The sequence below is a fragment of the Ruminococcus sp. RTP21198st1_G1_RTP21198_201120 genome (assembly GCF_040924265.1).
Lineage (GTDB): Bacteria > Bacillota > Clostridia > Oscillospirales > Ruminococcaceae > Hominimerdicola > Hominimerdicola aceti.
The window spans coordinates 1-14,524 of the sequence record NZ_JBCOMH010000030.1 but is presented as its reverse complement, the minus strand read 5'-3'; the positions used below and the strand labels follow the sequence as shown (position 1 = coordinate 14,524).

Sequence of the window (14,524 nt, the reverse complement as noted above, 5' to 3'; positions counted from 1 at the left end):
AAGACTATTCTTATATGCTCACACTCTGCGGAGGACATCTCCGTGCTGTGCGATACTGTGCATGAAATGGATAAGGGAGTTATTGAGGGAGTAAGGTGACATAGACTGAATAAGTATGGATTCGTACAAACAGATATCAGAAGCCGATATTGATAGGTTAAAATTAGGACTATTCAAATAGGATAAGCTGCCACAGTTTTTCTGTAGCAGCTTATTTTTGTTTGTGCTATTTCTTCTTGCGAAGATATCCGTCATCATCATATTTCTTAGCTATGTGCTGTGCAGCTTGCCAAACACCCCATTTGTCTACAGCCTTATTCCAAATTGTCATATATTACAACATATTTTTTGGAAAACTTTACATTTATCAACATGGAAGTTGAAATAGCCTTTTAAATCACCCACTATTGCCATTTTAAATGCACAAAAAAGGCAGCAAGCTAACCTACTGCCTAAAATCATTCAATTCACGCCTATCACTGTTAGTAGAAAAAGTATCATCATCACCGCCGATACGCTGCTAAGAACAAGTCCAAATATCACACAGCAAACTGCATTCAGGTCAAAAACTTCATTTCTTTTGCCGTCATATCTGAGCCTACAGACCTTATCGGGTATGTATATCTTTGAGCGCATTACTACCTCACATGGGAATACGTTTGGATACTCACTATCACTAACCTTGTAAAACGCTGTATCAAATTTCTTGCCCTCTGCCCTGCCGAAACGCACAAACTTTCCTTTCACGCTTTTCGTTCCAGTAAGTTTTACAGCAGAGTATACAAATAAACCAAAAATAACCAGTAGCAGGACGACAAGAAAAACAATTAACATTATAGGAACTATAACAAAATCTGCGCCAAGACACATGGCAAGCACAAGAACAACCGTGGCTATGATAACAAATTCCATGACTATACCCTACAAAAGACTTCTGTAATAGTCGCTAAGACGCTTAGCTTTAGCTTTCAAAAGCTCGTCAGCCTTGCTTTTAACGCTTTCATCTGCAAAAATACCACGCTTTGAAAGTTCAGAAGCCTGCTTGGCAAGGTCTATCGCCTTTTGAAGATCCGTGGCACTGTCAGAGCCTGAATACTCCCTAGCCACCATAAGGCAAGCTTTCGCCTTAAGCGCACATATCTCATCTGAAAATTCGTCATCAGCGTCATACTCTATAACAGCCTTATAGTTCTTGTTTATAAATTCTTTCCGTATACTGATATAGCCCTCTGCGTCAGGGGCGTTTTTGGAGTCGTTTTCATCAGGCAGAAGGGCATTAGGCTCTATCTCCAACACCTTGCAGAGATATTCAAGGGTCTTTACCGACGGCGTTGCTGAGCCACTCTCTATCTGACTAAGCATATTGCGGGTTATAAAATCACCCACTACCTCGCTTTGGGTCATTTTCTTTGCAAGCCTTGCCTCTTTTATCCTCTTGCCGAGAGTATTGTTCTCCATTATATCGCCTCACTTTATTTACTGTAAATTTTATTTACTTATATGATAGCAGAAAGTAAAACAGATTTCAAGTGTTTAACGAAAAATTTACAATTTTTTTTGCTAAGCCATATCTAATAAAAAATAATTTTAATTATTATCGAAAATCTATTGACAAATAAGATAAATGAGTATATAATAAACGTAAATAATATTTACATTGGAGGTGTAAGCTATATGAATGAATGGTGGGACGGTTTGTCGCTTTTACTTAAAGTGCTGTATTGTATAGCGTTTCCGTCAACGCTTATACTGCTTGTGCAGACTTTGCTTTCTATGTTCGGTTTTCATGATGGTGGAAGTGGTCACGATTTCAGCGACACGTCAGGTCTTGATCTTGATGTTGATACCAACATCAGCGGTCACGGAGATGTGGATATTGGTCACTGTACACATGATATCGGCTGTGACCACAACGTAGACGGCGGAAACCCTGCGGATTTTGCTTCTATGAGAATGTTCACGCTTCAGACCATAGTTGCTTTTTTCACTGTGTTTAGCTGGTCATCTATCGTTCTTGTAAGCTCAGGTGTTTATCCAGCACTGTCTACAGTTATCGGCTTTGTTCTGGGTCTGGCGACCATGCTTCTTGTAGCAAAGATAGTTCAACTTTCTGCAAAACTTGCTGAAAACGGTACGGCTGATTATAAAAATGCTATAGGAGAAACTGCTACTGTTTATATCCCCTGCCCTCCTAAAGACCATGGGCTTGGTAAAGTAAATGTTATGATAAACGGACAGCTAAGAGAAGTCACTGCAATAAACAATGGTGATGAGCTTATAAAGACAGGAACTCAGGTTCGCATTATCGATTTGCAAGGAGATACTGTCGTAATAGAAAAATAAAAGAATTGATAGAACAAAGGGGTGCTAAACATAAAGATTCTGTGAATGACCCGTCTTGAGGTTATTATAATATTATTTGTGTGGGAGGAAAAATTATGGAACCAGTAATCATCATCTGCGTGATAGTCGTTGTGCTTTTTGCGGCAATTATGGCGATACTGTCACGCTACAGAAAATGTCCGTCTGATAAGGTGCTTGTTATCTATGGTAAAGTAGGAACAGACAAGAATGGTCAAGCAAGAAGCGCAAGATGTATCCACGGCGGTGCGGCATTTATCGTGCCAATAATCCAATCTTATGAGTATATGGATCTTACTCCTATATCCATAAATGTGGATCTAAAAAACGCTCTTTCAAAGCAGAACATCAGAATTGATGTTCCGTCAAGATTTACTGTTGGTATCTCGACAGAACCAGGCGTTATGCAAAACGCTGCTGAAAGACTTCTCGGTCTTAAACTCATTGAGATACAGGAGCTTGCTAAGGATATCATATTCGGTCAGTTGAGACTTATTATCGCAACAATGGATATCGAGGAAATAAACTCGGACAGAGATAAATTTCTGCTCGCGGTATCAAATAATGTTGAGATAGAGCTTAAAAAGATAGGTCTTAAGCTTATCAACGTAAACGTAACGGATATTACAGATGAGTCTGGATATCTGGAAGCTCTCGGTAAAGAAGCTGCTGCAAAGGCTATCAATGACGCTAAGAAGTCAGTTGCCGAAAAACACAGAGACGGTGAGATCGGTCAGGCAAACGCTCAGAAAGACCAGCGTATCCAAGTTGCTGCTGCAAACGCTTCTGCTATCGACGGTGAGAACCAGGCCAAGATAGAGGTTGCACAGTCAGAAGCCCTCAGACGTGAGCGTGAAGCGGAAGCTCTCAGACAGGCTACAGCCGCTGAAGCTGTTCAGGCAGCAAAGGCAAAGCAGGAAGCTTACATAGCTCAGCAATCCGCCGAGCAGACGAGAGCCGAACTTGAAAAGGCTACACAGACCGCCGATGTTATCGTAAAGGCTCAGATCTCAAAGCAGCAGGCCGAGATCGAAGCTGAAGCACAGGCTGAGGTAGTAAGACGTAAAGCAAAGGGTGAGGCCGATGCTATCTTTGCAAAAATGGAAGCTGAAGCAAAGGGCAATCAGGAAATACTCACAAAGCAGGCAGAAGGTATGAGAAAGCTTGTTGAAGCAGCAGGCGGAGATGCTAATGCAGCCGTCAAACTCATAGTTGCTGATAAGCTTGAAGAGCTTATCTCTATTCAGGTAGAAGCTATCAAGAACATTAAGATAGACAAGATAACCGTGTGGGATACAGGCGCAGGTGCAGACGGAAAAGGCTCGACAGCAAACTTTCTAAGCGGACTTATGCAGTCAGTTCCTCCGCTGAACGATCTGTTCAAGCAAGCAGGAATGTCACTCCCTGATTTTCTTGGCGAGGACATACAGGAAGCTTTGAAAAAGTCACAGGAAGAAGCAGTAAAGAGAGCAGCCGAGGCTGATAATGCAGAAACTCTCGACCCAAAAGATGTTGAGGTAATAGAGCCTGAGAAATAATTAATTTGACCTCCGTAGTTTAACGATTGCGGAGGTCTTTTGGTATAAATAAAAGCGAGTTTCAACATCATGAAACTCGCTTTTCTATGTTCAATATGGTTCAACGACTACTGCTCTGCCCTCTTTCAAGGACCTTTGTACATCAATAAAACGCTGATTTTTGCTGCCCATAAATTTCAACTCAAGGCTTCGCTGTGACAGAATAAATGGTCCGTCAACAAGATAATCAAGCTGTTGCAGCAGCTCAAGATAGCCGTTATTATCATCAGCATTGGCTATAAGATATTCATAAGTATATCCAGTGAAAGATATGACATTCAGCGGAAATCTATTAAAGGCTTTTATCCTTCCTGCAAGTTCTACTAACGGTTTGCACTGACAGAAAGGCTCACCGCCACTGAACGTCACACCGTCAAGAAGCGGGTCTTTTATTATCTCATTGTAAAGCTGGTCTGTATCAACGACAATTCCACCGTTAAAATCATGTGTCTGCGGATTGTGACAACCCTCACAGCCGTGTGGACAGCCCTGCGTAAAAATAGTGAACCTAAAACCCGGTCCGTCTACGATAGATTCACCGACAGTGCCTGCTATCCTAAGCTTCATGGCTAATTGTCACCCTCACAGCAGGCTTTTGCACGAGGTATCCTCTCATGTATCACCTTGCTGTGTTCAGCCTCAGAACGTCCACACTTCGGGCATTTGTCACCTATTATTCCAGTATATCCGCAAACAGGATCACGGTCAACAGGATGGTTTATTGAGCCGTAGCCTATGCCAACTTCTTTCATATATCTTACGACTTTCTCGAATGCAGAAAGATTGTTCAGCGGATCGCCGTCAAGCTCGATATAGCTTATATGGCCTGCATTTGTAAGAGCATGGTAAGGAGCTTCTATTTTAAGTTTCTCAAACGCTGTTATCGGATAGTAAACAGGCACATGGAAAGAATTAGTATAATATTCTCTGTCCGTAACTCCTGCTATCTCACCATAACGTTCTTTATCCATTTTAACAAATCTGCCAGAAAGTCCCTCAGCAGGCGTTGCAAGCAACGAGAAGTTAAGACCAGTACGCTTTGTTTCCTCGTCCATTCTTGCTCTCATACGCGAGATTATCTCCAAGCCAAGCTCTCTTGCTTCTTCACTTTCACCATGGTGCTTGCCAGTAAGCACTTTAAGACACTCAGCAAGACCGATAAAGCCCACTGAAAGCGTGCCATGCTTTAGCACTTCTTCAAGTGTATCGTCAGCCGTAAGCTTCTCTGAATCGAGCCATATGCCCTGACCCATGAGAAACGGATAATTTCTCACACGCTTTGAACACTGTATCTTAAATCTGTGCATAAGCTGGTCGATACAAAGATCCATAAGCTCATCAAGGCTGTCAAAGAAAGCACCGATATTACGCTGTGCTTTTATGCCAAGTCTAGGGAGATTAATGGTAGTAAAAGAGAGATTTCCTCTTCCTGTCACTATCTCACGAGTAGGGTCATATGCGTTACCGATAACTCTTGTGCGGCAACCCATGTAAGCTATCTCAGTGTCAGGATTGCCCTCTTTATAATACTGTAGATTGAAAGGAGCGTCGATAAATGAAAAATTCGGGAAAAGACGCTTCGCTGATACACGGCAGGCGAGCTTGAAAAGGTCATAGTTCGGGTCATCAGGATCAAAGTTCACGCCCTCTTTTATCTTGAAAATATGTATAGGGAAAATAGGCGTTTCACCATTGCCAAGTCCTGCTTCCTCTGCAAGAAGAATATTCTTTATAACAAGTCTGCCCTCGATAGAAGTATCAGTACCATAATTTATGGAGCTGAAAGGCGTTTGAGCGCCTGCACGGGAGTTCATGGTATTAAGATTATGGATAAGCGCTTCCATTGCCTGATATGTAGCTCTGTCAGTTTCTTTCAAAGAGTTTTTATATGCAAAACTCTGTATCTTCTTCACTATAGGTGCGTCAACAAAATTCACAAGGAACTGTGCTTCAGCCTCTTGATAGCCGTTATCATTGGCGAGTGTAACCTTTAAGCCCTGCTCGTCAAGCATTTCAGTTATTTTCTTTGCAATGCTCTGAGCATCAGAAACTTCACCAAGGAGAGCAAGACCCCTGCCGATATTGTCACGATAGCGGTGTCTGAATGTCTTTCTTACGCCCTCAGCCATATCATAATCGAACTTTGGAAGAGATTGACCACCATGCTGGTCGTTCTGATTGGATTGTATCGCAATGCAGGCAAGCGCCGCATAGCTTTGTATATCATTTGGTGTACGCAAAAAGCCATGACCTGTAGAAAAACCCTTATCAAAAAGCTTTGTAAGGTCTATCTGAGTGCAAGTGGTAGTCAGTGTATAAAAATCAAGATCATGAATGTGGATATCGCCCTCCTGATGAGCCTTTGAATGCTCAGGAGCAAGAACATACATCTCATTGAACTCCTTTGCACCCACAGATCCGTATTTAAGCATTGTACCCATTGCGGTATCGCCGTCTATATTAGCATTCTCACGCTTCAAATCGTTATCTTTCGCTGATTGGAAAGTAAGATCCTCATAAACTTTCATAAGACGGGTATTCATTTCTCTTGCACGAGTCCTGTTTGAGCGGTAGAGTATATAACTTTTTGCAGTATCAGCCATGCCCTCCTCGATAAGTACACGCTCAACGCAATCCTGAATCTCTTCAACAGTAGGCATATCAAGGTGTTTTTCCATAAGCTTATCAACAACTTTACCCGAAAGCTCCAAAGCTTCCTCATAGTTATCCTTGCCCACAGACTGAGCCGCCTTGTATATAGCGCCAGCTATTTTCTCAATATTGAAAGTTACAGTACGTCCGTCACGCTTTTTTATCTTGATTATCACAATACCGCCTCCGATTTTCCCGATTTATCCTTATATTTTTTTATTCTCACAACTCGTACCGCAAATCACAACATATTGTATAAAAAGCAGTGCTTAATACAAGTATATAGTATAAGTGACGTAAAGTCAAGGCGTTATACAACAAAATGTGACTTTGTTATTTGTATTAAATGCACAAAGTCACATTTTCGTCAGATATTGATTTTAGGTGTCAAGTAAAATGCTTTTATCTGTAATGTAGTCGAACTTTACAACGCATAATACAATATAGTCCAGTTCTTGATGCTGTAAAGTGAGCTAACTTGTCGTCTTATGCATTTTCAAGTGCTGCTCCACACCTCTTGAATGTCGTAAATAGGTGAATTCAGCAAGCACGTAAAGTACTTTAACTTGTCAAGCTTTTAAATTTTGCACTATGCTGCTGAACTGCTCTCAGCACTCTCGTAAGTGTAATCATGTGTGACTACAGAGCTGCCTGTTTCATTTTCAAGTACCTCTTCGAGAGTAGTATTCATCATGTAGGCACAGAAAGATATAAGCATCACAAAAAAACTCACTATCAACACAATATCCAATCTATAACCATTTTTCTTCTTTTTGTTATCGTTCATAAGATCTTCTCCAAAATATGATTTTAATACCATTATACTATATCCCTCTGCCTTTTTCAAGCCAAAATGACAAAATCGCAGATATTTTTATACCATACACACTGCCATGTGATAAATGCACAAAAGACAATTTCTTTTATTGTTTAATTTTTGTTTTTACCCCTTGCAAAAAAGACGCATATAGTGTATAATAAATATTATATTGCTTGACGTTCACTAGGCGACAAGCGGCTGTATTATCTAAGATACAGGCAATTTGATTTAACAGAAATGAGGCTTTTATATGTGCGGTTTTGTTGGATTTACAAATAAAATCAATGACGCTTCCATAGTTCTTGGAAAAATGATGGATAGAATAAAACATAGAGGTCCTGACTCTGACGGAAAATATGTTGACGAGCAGATCGCAATGGGTTTCCGCCGACTTTCGATCATCGACCTTTCAGATCAAGGTAGCCAGCCTATCTTCAATGAAGATAAGTCGTTGGTACTTACATTCAACGGTGAGATATACAACTACAAGGATCTCCGTGAGGAGCTTGTAGCGTCTGGTCACAAGTTCTATACACAGACCGACTCAGAGGTGCTTATCCACGGCTATGAGCAGTGGGGCGAGAATATGCTTGACAAGCTGAGAGGAATGTTTGCATTCGTTATCTTCAACAAGAATACAAATGAGGTTTTCGGTGCAAGAGATTTCTTCGGTATCAAGCCTCTTTACTACGCAAAAATGGGCGAAACTCTTATGTGGGGTTCTGAGATAAAGAGTTTTCTTGACCACCCTCATTTCAAGAAGGAACTTAACACAGACGTTCTTGAAACTTATCTCACATTCCAGTATTCTCCTACAACAGAAACTTTCTTCAAAAATGTTTACAAGCTCCCTGCCGCTCACTGCTTTACATACAAGAACGGCGAGATGAACGTAAGAAGATATTGGGAAGTTAAGTTTCATGCTGACAATGGTCCTTCTTTAGAGGATTGGGTGAATAGGATATCTGACACTTTCAAGAACTCTGTTGAGGTACACAAGTTTGCTGACGTTGAGGTAGGCTCATTCCTTTCAAGCGGTGTTGACTCGAGCTATGTTGCCGCTGTTGCTAACGTTGACAAGACCTTTACTGTGGGCTTCGGAGAGGACGAGAAATACAACGAGATAGGTTATGCTAAGGAATTTTCAAAGTATATCCACAAGGAGAATTTCTCAAAGGTCATCAGCCCTGAGGAATACTGGAACAGTCTTTCAAAGATACAGTATCACATGGACGAACCTCTCGCAGACCCTGCGGCTGTGGCTCTATTCTTCGTATGTCAGATTGCATCAGAAAAGGTCAAGGCAGTGCTTTCAGGCGAGGGTGCAGACGAGATATTCGGCGGATACAACATCTATCACAACCCTGCTGATATGGCAAGCTACTTTAAGATACCAAGACCTATCAGAAAGGCTGTTGGTGCAGTTGCTGATAAACTGCCTCATAAGCACGGCATAAACTATCTTATAAGAGGCTCTAAGGATCTTGATGAGAGATTTATTGGTAACGCATACATCTTCTCTGAGAAAGAGCGTAAGGACATTCTGAGCATAAAAACAAACGCTCCCGACGCTATGGCTATCACAAAGCCTTTCTACGATAAGGTAAGAGATCAGGATCAGGTAACGCAGATGCAGTACATTGACCTGCACCTTTGGATGACAGGTGATATTCTTCTTAAGGCGGATAAAATGAGCATGGCTCACTCTCTTGAGCTTCGTGTACCGTTCCTTGACAGAAAGGTAATGGAGCTTGCAGAGCAGATACCTGTAAAGGACAGAGTTACTGAAACTGAAACGAAGTATGCAATGCGTCTTGCTGCACTTCAGGCTTGCCCTCCACAGACAGCTAAGAAAAAGAAGCTCGGCTTCCCTGTTCCTATCAGGGTATGGCTGAAAGAAGATAAGTATTATAATATAGTAAAGGATAAGTTTACTTCTCCTCAGTCAGCACAGTTCTTCCATACAGATAAGCTTGTACAGCTTCTTGACGATCACCGTGCAGGCAAATATGACTATTCAAGAAAGATTTGGACAGTGTTCTCATTCCTTGTTTGGTATGATGTTTATTTCAGTGACAACGTATAATTACACAAATAGTAAAAGCGGTTACCTCCAGCGGGTTACCGCTTTTACTGTAATTTTTTTATATAACTATCTTTTAGAAATACTTTTTTCTTTATGTAGTAGCATCAACATATATATATTAGTGTACAGCTAATAAAATATGTTACGGTCAATGTAAAATCATTGAAGATTAAAGGTAAAAAAGCAAAAATATTGTGTCTTAGCTATTGTAAATTTTAAAATAATATGTTATAATGAATCTTAAATAAATGAGAGGAACAGGGGGTATCATATGACAATGGCTACACTCAAAATAGTTTTCTGGGCTTTAGCTTTCGTGTTCTTTGTTGTATGCGAGGTCGCAACTGGAACGGCACTTGTGTCTATATGGCTTGCTATAGCAGCACTTATTGCGATGTTTTGTGCCATAGCTAAGCTTTCTTTCCTTACACAGTGCATCGTATTCGTCGTAAGTTCGATCATACTTCTTTTGCTTACAAGACCTGTGGTCAAGAAGCTCCAGAACAAGCCAGTTGCAACAAATTACGAGCTTGATGTGGGAAAAACTGCAATAGTTATTGAGCCTATAGATAACTCTGTGAACAAAGGCAGGGTCACTCTTGAGGGCACAGATTGGGCAGCAAGAACTGAGGACGGCTCAAAGATCTCAGAAGGCACACCAGTGAAGGTCGTGCGTATTGACGGTGCAAAGCTGATAGTTTCAGAAGAAAAGTAACAGCTTACATAAACTTATTTTTTTAGGAGGCATATAATGGAACCTGGAATTTATATCGTACTTGCTATCATCGTATTGCTTATAATCATTGTTATCAGCAACATCAAGATAGTACCACAGGCATATGTATTTGTAGTTGAAAGACTTGGAGCTTTTCATGCGGCATGGGGAACGGGACTTCACGTAAAAGTACCTTTTATCGACCGAGTTGCAAAGAGAGTATCTATCAAAGAGCAGGTAGTTGACTTCAAGCCACAGTCAGTTATCACAAAGGATAATGTAACAATGCAGATAGACACTGTTGTGTTCTTCCAGATAACAAACGCAATGCAGTTCACATACGGCGTTGAGAGACCTATCTCAGCTATTGAAAATCTGACGGCAACAACACTCAGAAACATTGTTGGTGACCTTGATCTTGAGGCTACGCTCACTTCCCGTGACATTATCAACACAAGGATCACAGCAATTCTTGATGAAGCCACAGATAGGTGGGGCATCAAGGTGCAGAGAGTTGAGCTTAAGAATATTCTTCCGCCAAGAGAAATTCAGGACGCAATGGAAAAGCAGATGAAAGCTGACCGTGAAAGACGTGAAAAGGTCATTCAGGCAGAGGCTGAGAAGAAATCTCAGGTGCTTGTTGCAGAGGGTGAGAAAGAATCTAAGATACTCAGAGCACAGGCAGACAAGGAGTCACAGATACTTGCAGCCGAAGCTGAGAAGCAGTCTATGATACTTCGTGCAGACGCTGTCAAGGAGCAGAAGATACTTGAGGCAGAAGGTGAAGCGCAAGCTATCGACATGGTACAGAAGGCGATTGCCGAGAGTATCGTCAAGCTGAATGCTGCTAACCCTAACGAGCAGGTAATCCAGCTCAAGAGCCTTGAAGCATTTGCTAAGGCAGCAGACGGCAAGGCTACAAAGATTATTATACCAAGTGAGATACAGGGTATAGCAGGTCTTGCAACAGGACTTAAAGAAGTCATGACAGACGTTAAGAAGCCACAGTAAAACGCATATAGTTAATCCCCTCCAAGGCAAATGCTTTGGAGGGGATATTTTTTTTCATTTTCAAATAATAATTCAAAAGTTAGGCTTTCAGGTTACATCATTTACCTGTAAAAGCCGTAAATACAACTCGTACAAAGGCAGAAGAAGTTCTCCTACATCCATAGGACTAACAAACGCATGAACAGGGTATTCGCCTTTTAACAGTTTCATTAACTCATGTATATTTTTTAGTTTATATCGTATTTAGTTATAGTATCCTTATAAGCCATATACTGATATTCTCCTCTCAATTTAAACGCGTGACTTTCACTTCAGACAATTTAACGGTATCCGAAATTGCTTCAGAAACACCACCGGGAATTCAAAAAGAATTTGCTCCAGATTCATTGGTCTGAAATTACCAATTGTATAGAAACGACGCAGGAATACTTGCGTCCTTCAAGGAGTTTCTGTGCAAGATAACGGAAAATTGGCAAGTTAGACGTACACAAAGCCGTTAGGCGGTAGTTGTGCGGTGTCGCCCTAAAGATCTGAATTACAAATTGATTACCAAGGTCTTAAACTTTGAATTCGTTTAACAAAAGTTCCGTCGTCAGGTGAAAACACAAATCTGAATCCGTTGAAATCATTTACAATTAATTCACCATCAATATAATTAATCATTACATACGGCGAAATAAACTTATATTCCGGACATACCCTTTCTTTATTCTGAATTCGCCAGATAATATTTCCTTCCATATCAACAGCATATACGTTGTCGATTTCATCAGATTTTGCAGACGCATCCAGTTCATTTAATTGTACAATTATCCTATCATCAAATAAAACAAAAGAATAAATGTTATGTTCAAAATAAACGGCAGAGTTATTAAAATATAGATTATTCTGATTAATTTCTACTATAAAATCTTTATCTAAGTCTGATCTTTGAAAAGGCTTATTATTTTTTTCAATAATATTACCTACCATATCAACAGCATATAAATCTCCGATTTCTAGCTGTACAATTATCTTTTGTTTTAAAATTATTACAGACTTAACATTATAATCAAAGCAAACATCATAACTATTTATATGAATCCATTTTTCAGATATTATCATTCTTAATACCATACTATATTCCTCATTATGATAACAATCTTTCATTGTAAAACTCCTCTATTCTTATTGGAACTATTACCAATCACGCCCACTTTCATCTCTTCCCACTATATGCCCGTCATTAAGATCAAAAATGTATCTTCCGCCCCACCAATCATTTAACTGAAGAAGATTAGTTTCTTTCCTGACATACATACCAACATATGAGGTTAATTTTTTATTTTCATATTCCCTTGATAAGTATTTTCTGCTTTGAACACGCCAACCTATTGTTCCGTCAAAGTTTACCGAATAGACGTTATCATATTCATTTTTTATGCAACTATCCAGTAAGATCAATATTTGAGATTTTAAAATTAAAACTTGTTCAATTTTGTACGGAAAAGTTACTTTATTAGAATTAATGTAAAGAGTTTTTCCATTCGTTTCAACTATCGGTAACATAAAATCTCTCCTTTTATAGTGGTCTGAAATTGCCAAATGAATTAAAATATTGACCCATTAAATCAAATTGTAATCCCCCTCCCAAACCCCATTCTGGAACTTCATTTGCTATACCAAAACGTACCTCCGTACCAGCCGGTAGTTCTACATCACAAATATGTGTTGACTCATATGGTAATGCAAACTTATCTTTAATTTGCTTTGAAGACAATCCTTGAATCTCTTCATAGTTCATTACCCACTGGCCCTTTGCACTTGTTATGTTTTCAGTTTACACTCTAACAAACGTGGTATCTTCAGTTAATTCGATAGTTGTTACATTGGTTCCCGGCTTATAAAAGGGATTTGTATATCCATTTTGTTTTAAAATTTTATTTACGTTTTCAGCTGAATTAAAATCAATTACATCAGAGCATGCCCAAGAAGGAATATCATCATATTTTGACATCAAAACAAAAAATTCATCATCCTGTTTAGAAGCAGTTTTTATGAACGATTCAGCTGCATAATCGTCAAGATTCTTAACCGCCCTTACAAGATCATCGCCGCCCCAAATGTTGCGACCGCCAGTATGGTTTGTTTTGCTATGTATGTCCTGATCTACAAAATAATCATATTAGTCCGGCGTCCCTTAAATCATTCTCAAAAAGATTTTGCTGTATTTTTGAGTAGTTCTTTCTGAGTTGATCTTCAAATTCATCAATCTGCAAAAACGGTATGCCGGTATAGTCGTTGTTATCTTCAAGATATTTTTTTATCGTATTGTAAAATAATAACTTATCTTCTGCTTTGCATTTTATTGAAATTCCCCAGTATACACTGTTTCCTTGGACAGCAATCATAAAAGCACGTTCATCATTTTTGCTTTTGTAAAAGCAAAACACCTCGTTGCCCTTAAAACTACTGTTAGGAAAAACTTTTAGATTTTCTTTTCTGTCAAAAACAAAACCCATAGTTTTACAAAGTGCATTTGTTATCGGTTCAACAAATTCCTCCGCAACTGCAAAAGAATAAGCAGACATATCTTCATATGGCTCCAAGTAATCATTCATAAGTGTTATCCTTACTATTATTTCCTCCTTAATGTGCATCTGAACCGCCGCCCCAAATCTTGCGACCGCCGGTATGGTTTGTTTTGTTATGTATGTCCTGATCTACAAAATGATCATATTAGTCCGGCGTATTTTAAATCATTATAAATAAGGTTCACCTGTCTTTTAGTAAAATTCCCCCTTAATTGATCTTGAAAATCATCTATCTCAAAAAAAGGAATACCTGTATAATCACTATTTTCAAACAGATCAGATTTAATTGTGTCATAAAAAAGCTTTTTATCCTCGGTTTTACATTTGACCGAAATTCCCCAAAAACCCTGACAACCCTCACAAGCAATCATAAACGCACGCTCATCACTTTTGCTTTTGTAAAAAATAAATTTCTCATCACCTTTAAAATAATGATTTGGAAAAGACTTGCGTTTTTCTTTTCTGTCAAAAACAAAACCCATGGTTTTACAAAGTGCATTCGTTATCGGTTCAACAAATTTCTCCGCAACTGCAAAAGAATAAGCAGACATATCTTCATATGGCTCTAAATAATCATTCATAAGTGCTATCCTTTCTATTATTTCCTCCTTAACGTGCATCTAAACCGCCGCCCCAAATCTTGCGACCGCCAGTATGGTTTGTTTTGTTATGTATGTCCTGATCTACAAAATGATCATATTAGTCCGGCGTATTTTAAATCATTATAAA

Annotated in this window: 15 protein-coding genes and 1 pseudogene; 6 read left to right on the top strand and 10 right to left on the bottom strand. The window is 39.5% G+C overall.

Going from position 1 to position 14,524, the window contains the following annotated elements:
• Positions 1-99 (top strand): annotated as a pseudogene (locus AB5627_RS13880) (multidrug ABC transporter ATP-binding protein); the annotation flags it as partial.
• Between the two features lie 363 nt (positions 100-462).
• On the opposite strand, the gene AB5627_RS13875 reads toward AB5627_RS13880, so the two are convergent.
• Both AB5627_RS13875 and AB5627_RS13870 read right to left on the bottom strand, forming a co-directional pair.
• Positions 463-747 carry a hypothetical protein gene (locus tag AB5627_RS13875; RefSeq protein ID WP_138337588.1) on the bottom strand — a complete coding sequence of 95 codons (285 nt, stop codon included), beginning with the start codon at positions 745-747 and terminating at the stop codon, positions 463-465.
• A 174-nt stretch (positions 748-921) separates the two neighbouring features.
• Entirely contained in the window at positions 922-1,458 is a 537-nt protein-coding gene (locus AB5627_RS13870) for a helix-turn-helix domain-containing protein (protein WP_117863826.1), read from the bottom strand.
• Between the two features lie 216 nt (positions 1,459-1,674).
• Between AB5627_RS13870 and AB5627_RS13865 the strand changes: the two genes are divergently transcribed.
• Both AB5627_RS13865 and AB5627_RS13860 read left to right on the top strand, forming a co-directional pair.
• The gene (locus tag AB5627_RS13865) at positions 1,675-2,343 is read left to right on the top strand and encodes an NfeD family protein (protein WP_022287338.1); all 669 of its coding nucleotides are present in this window, start codon (positions 1,675-1,677) and stop codon (positions 2,341-2,343) included.
• Positions 2,344-2,438: 95 nt separating this feature from the next.
• Positions 2,439-3,899 carry a flotillin family protein gene (locus tag AB5627_RS13860; protein WP_022287339.1) on the top strand — a complete coding sequence of 487 codons (1,461 nt, stop codon included), beginning with the start codon at positions 2,439-2,441 and terminating at the stop codon, positions 3,897-3,899.
• A gap of 90 nt (positions 3,900-3,989) precedes the next feature.
• On the opposite strand, the gene nrdG is transcribed toward AB5627_RS13860, so the two are convergent.
• From nrdG to AB5627_RS13845, 3 genes are all read right to left on the bottom strand, one after another.
• Positions 3,990-4,505, bottom strand: coding sequence for an anaerobic ribonucleoside-triphosphate reductase activating protein (gene nrdG / locus AB5627_RS13855; protein ID WP_022287340.1), 516 nt, complete (start codon positions 4,503-4,505; stop codon positions 3,990-3,992).
• Between the two features lie 2 nt (positions 4,506-4,507).
• Entirely contained in the window at positions 4,508-6,766 is a 2,259-nt protein-coding gene (locus tag AB5627_RS13850; protein WP_022287341.1) for an anaerobic ribonucleoside triphosphate reductase, read from the bottom strand.
• Positions 6,767-7,179: 413 nt separating this feature from the next.
• A complete protein-coding gene (locus AB5627_RS13845) occupies positions 7,180-7,377 on the bottom strand; it encodes a hypothetical protein (RefSeq protein ID WP_022287342.1) in 198 nt (65 codons plus the stop codon).
• Positions 7,378-7,660: 283 nt separating this feature from the next.
• On the opposite strand from AB5627_RS13845, the gene asnB reads away from it, so the two are divergent.
• The 3 genes from asnB to AB5627_RS13830 all read left to right on the top strand — a co-directional run bounded on the left by asnB (position 7,661) and on the right by AB5627_RS13830 (position 11,222).
• The gene (gene asnB, locus AB5627_RS13840) at positions 7,661-9,496 is read left to right on the top strand and encodes an asparagine synthase (glutamine-hydrolyzing) (protein WP_022287343.1); all 1,836 of its coding nucleotides are present in this window, start codon (positions 7,661-7,663) and stop codon (positions 9,494-9,496) included.
• 271 nt (positions 9,497-9,767) lie between these two features.
• Complete coding sequence (locus AB5627_RS13835; RefSeq protein WP_022287344.1) at positions 9,768-10,211, top strand: NfeD family protein; 444 nt, start codon at positions 9,768-9,770, stop codon at positions 10,209-10,211.
• Positions 10,212-10,247: 36 nt separating this feature from the next.
• On the top strand, positions 10,248-11,222 hold the full coding sequence (locus AB5627_RS13830; RefSeq protein ID WP_022287345.1) for an SPFH domain-containing protein: 975 nt from the start codon (positions 10,248-10,250) through the stop codon (positions 11,220-11,222).
• A gap of 546 nt (positions 11,223-11,768) precedes the next feature.
• Here the strand turns inward: AB5627_RS13830 and AB5627_RS13825 are convergent.
• From AB5627_RS13825 to AB5627_RS13805, 5 genes are all read right to left on the bottom strand, one after another.
• Positions 11,769-12,371, bottom strand: coding sequence for a hypothetical protein (locus AB5627_RS13825; RefSeq protein WP_265291062.1), 603 nt, complete (start codon positions 12,369-12,371; stop codon positions 11,769-11,771).
• 30 nt (positions 12,372-12,401) lie between these two features.
• Complete coding sequence (locus tag AB5627_RS13820) at positions 12,402-12,770, bottom strand: hypothetical protein (protein WP_117857184.1); 369 nt, start codon at positions 12,768-12,770, stop codon at positions 12,402-12,404.
• Positions 12,771-12,783: 13 nt separating this feature from the next.
• On the bottom strand, positions 12,784-13,005 hold the full coding sequence (locus AB5627_RS13815; RefSeq protein WP_265291061.1) for a hypothetical protein: 222 nt from the start codon (positions 13,003-13,005) through the stop codon (positions 12,784-12,786).
• A 376-nt stretch (positions 13,006-13,381) separates the two neighbouring features.
• Positions 13,382-13,861: a hypothetical protein gene (locus AB5627_RS13810; RefSeq protein ID WP_117958168.1), complete on the bottom strand. Its 480-nt coding sequence runs from the start codon at positions 13,859-13,861 to the stop codon at positions 13,382-13,384.
• Positions 13,862-13,935: 74 nt separating this feature from the next.
• A complete protein-coding gene (locus tag AB5627_RS13805; protein ID WP_368369906.1) occupies positions 13,936-14,415 on the bottom strand; it encodes a hypothetical protein in 480 nt (159 codons plus the stop codon).
• Positions 14,416-14,524 lie beyond the last annotated feature (109 nt).

Excerpts from the sequence above, each read along its gene's own strand:
- AB5627_RS13805 (WP_368369906.1), bottom strand. The coding sequence starts at position 14,415 with ATGCACGTTAAGGAGGAAATAATAGAAAGGATAGCACTTATGAATGAT.
- AB5627_RS13815 (WP_265291061.1), bottom strand. The coding sequence starts at position 13,005 with ATGAACTATGAAGAGATTCAAGGATTGTCTTCAAAGCAAATTAAAGAT.
- AB5627_RS13845 (WP_022287342.1), bottom strand. The coding sequence starts at position 7,377 with ATGAACGATAACAAAAAGAAGAAAAATGGTTATAGATTGGATATTGTG.
- AB5627_RS13865 (WP_022287338.1), top strand. The coding sequence starts at position 1,675 with ATGAATGAATGGTGGGACGGTTTGTCGCTTTTACTTAAAGTGCTGTAT.
- AB5627_RS13830 (WP_022287345.1), top strand. The coding sequence starts at position 10,248 with ATGGAACCTGGAATTTATATCGTACTTGCTATCATCGTATTGCTTATA.
- AB5627_RS13860 (WP_022287339.1), top strand. The coding sequence starts at position 2,439 with ATGGAACCAGTAATCATCATCTGCGTGATAGTCGTTGTGCTTTTTGCG.
- AB5627_RS13835 (WP_022287344.1), top strand. The coding sequence starts at position 9,768 with ATGACAATGGCTACACTCAAAATAGTTTTCTGGGCTTTAGCTTTCGTG.
- AB5627_RS13825 (WP_265291062.1), bottom strand. The coding sequence starts at position 12,371 with ATGAAAGATTGTTATCATAATGAGGAATATAGTATGGTATTAAGAATG.
- nrdG (WP_022287340.1), bottom strand. The coding sequence starts at position 4,505 with ATGAAGCTTAGGATAGCAGGCACTGTCGGTGAATCTATCGTAGACGGA.
- asnB (WP_022287343.1), top strand. The coding sequence starts at position 7,661 with ATGTGCGGTTTTGTTGGATTTACAAATAAAATCAATGACGCTTCCATA.
- AB5627_RS13810 (WP_117958168.1), bottom strand. The coding sequence starts at position 13,861 with ATGCACATTAAGGAGGAAATAATAGTAAGGATAACACTTATGAATGAT.
- AB5627_RS13870 (WP_117863826.1), bottom strand. The coding sequence starts at position 1,458 with ATGGAGAACAATACTCTCGGCAAGAGGATAAAAGAGGCAAGGCTTGCA.
- AB5627_RS13820 (WP_117857184.1), bottom strand. The coding sequence starts at position 12,770 with ATGTTACCGATAGTTGAAACGAATGGAAAAACTCTTTACATTAATTCT.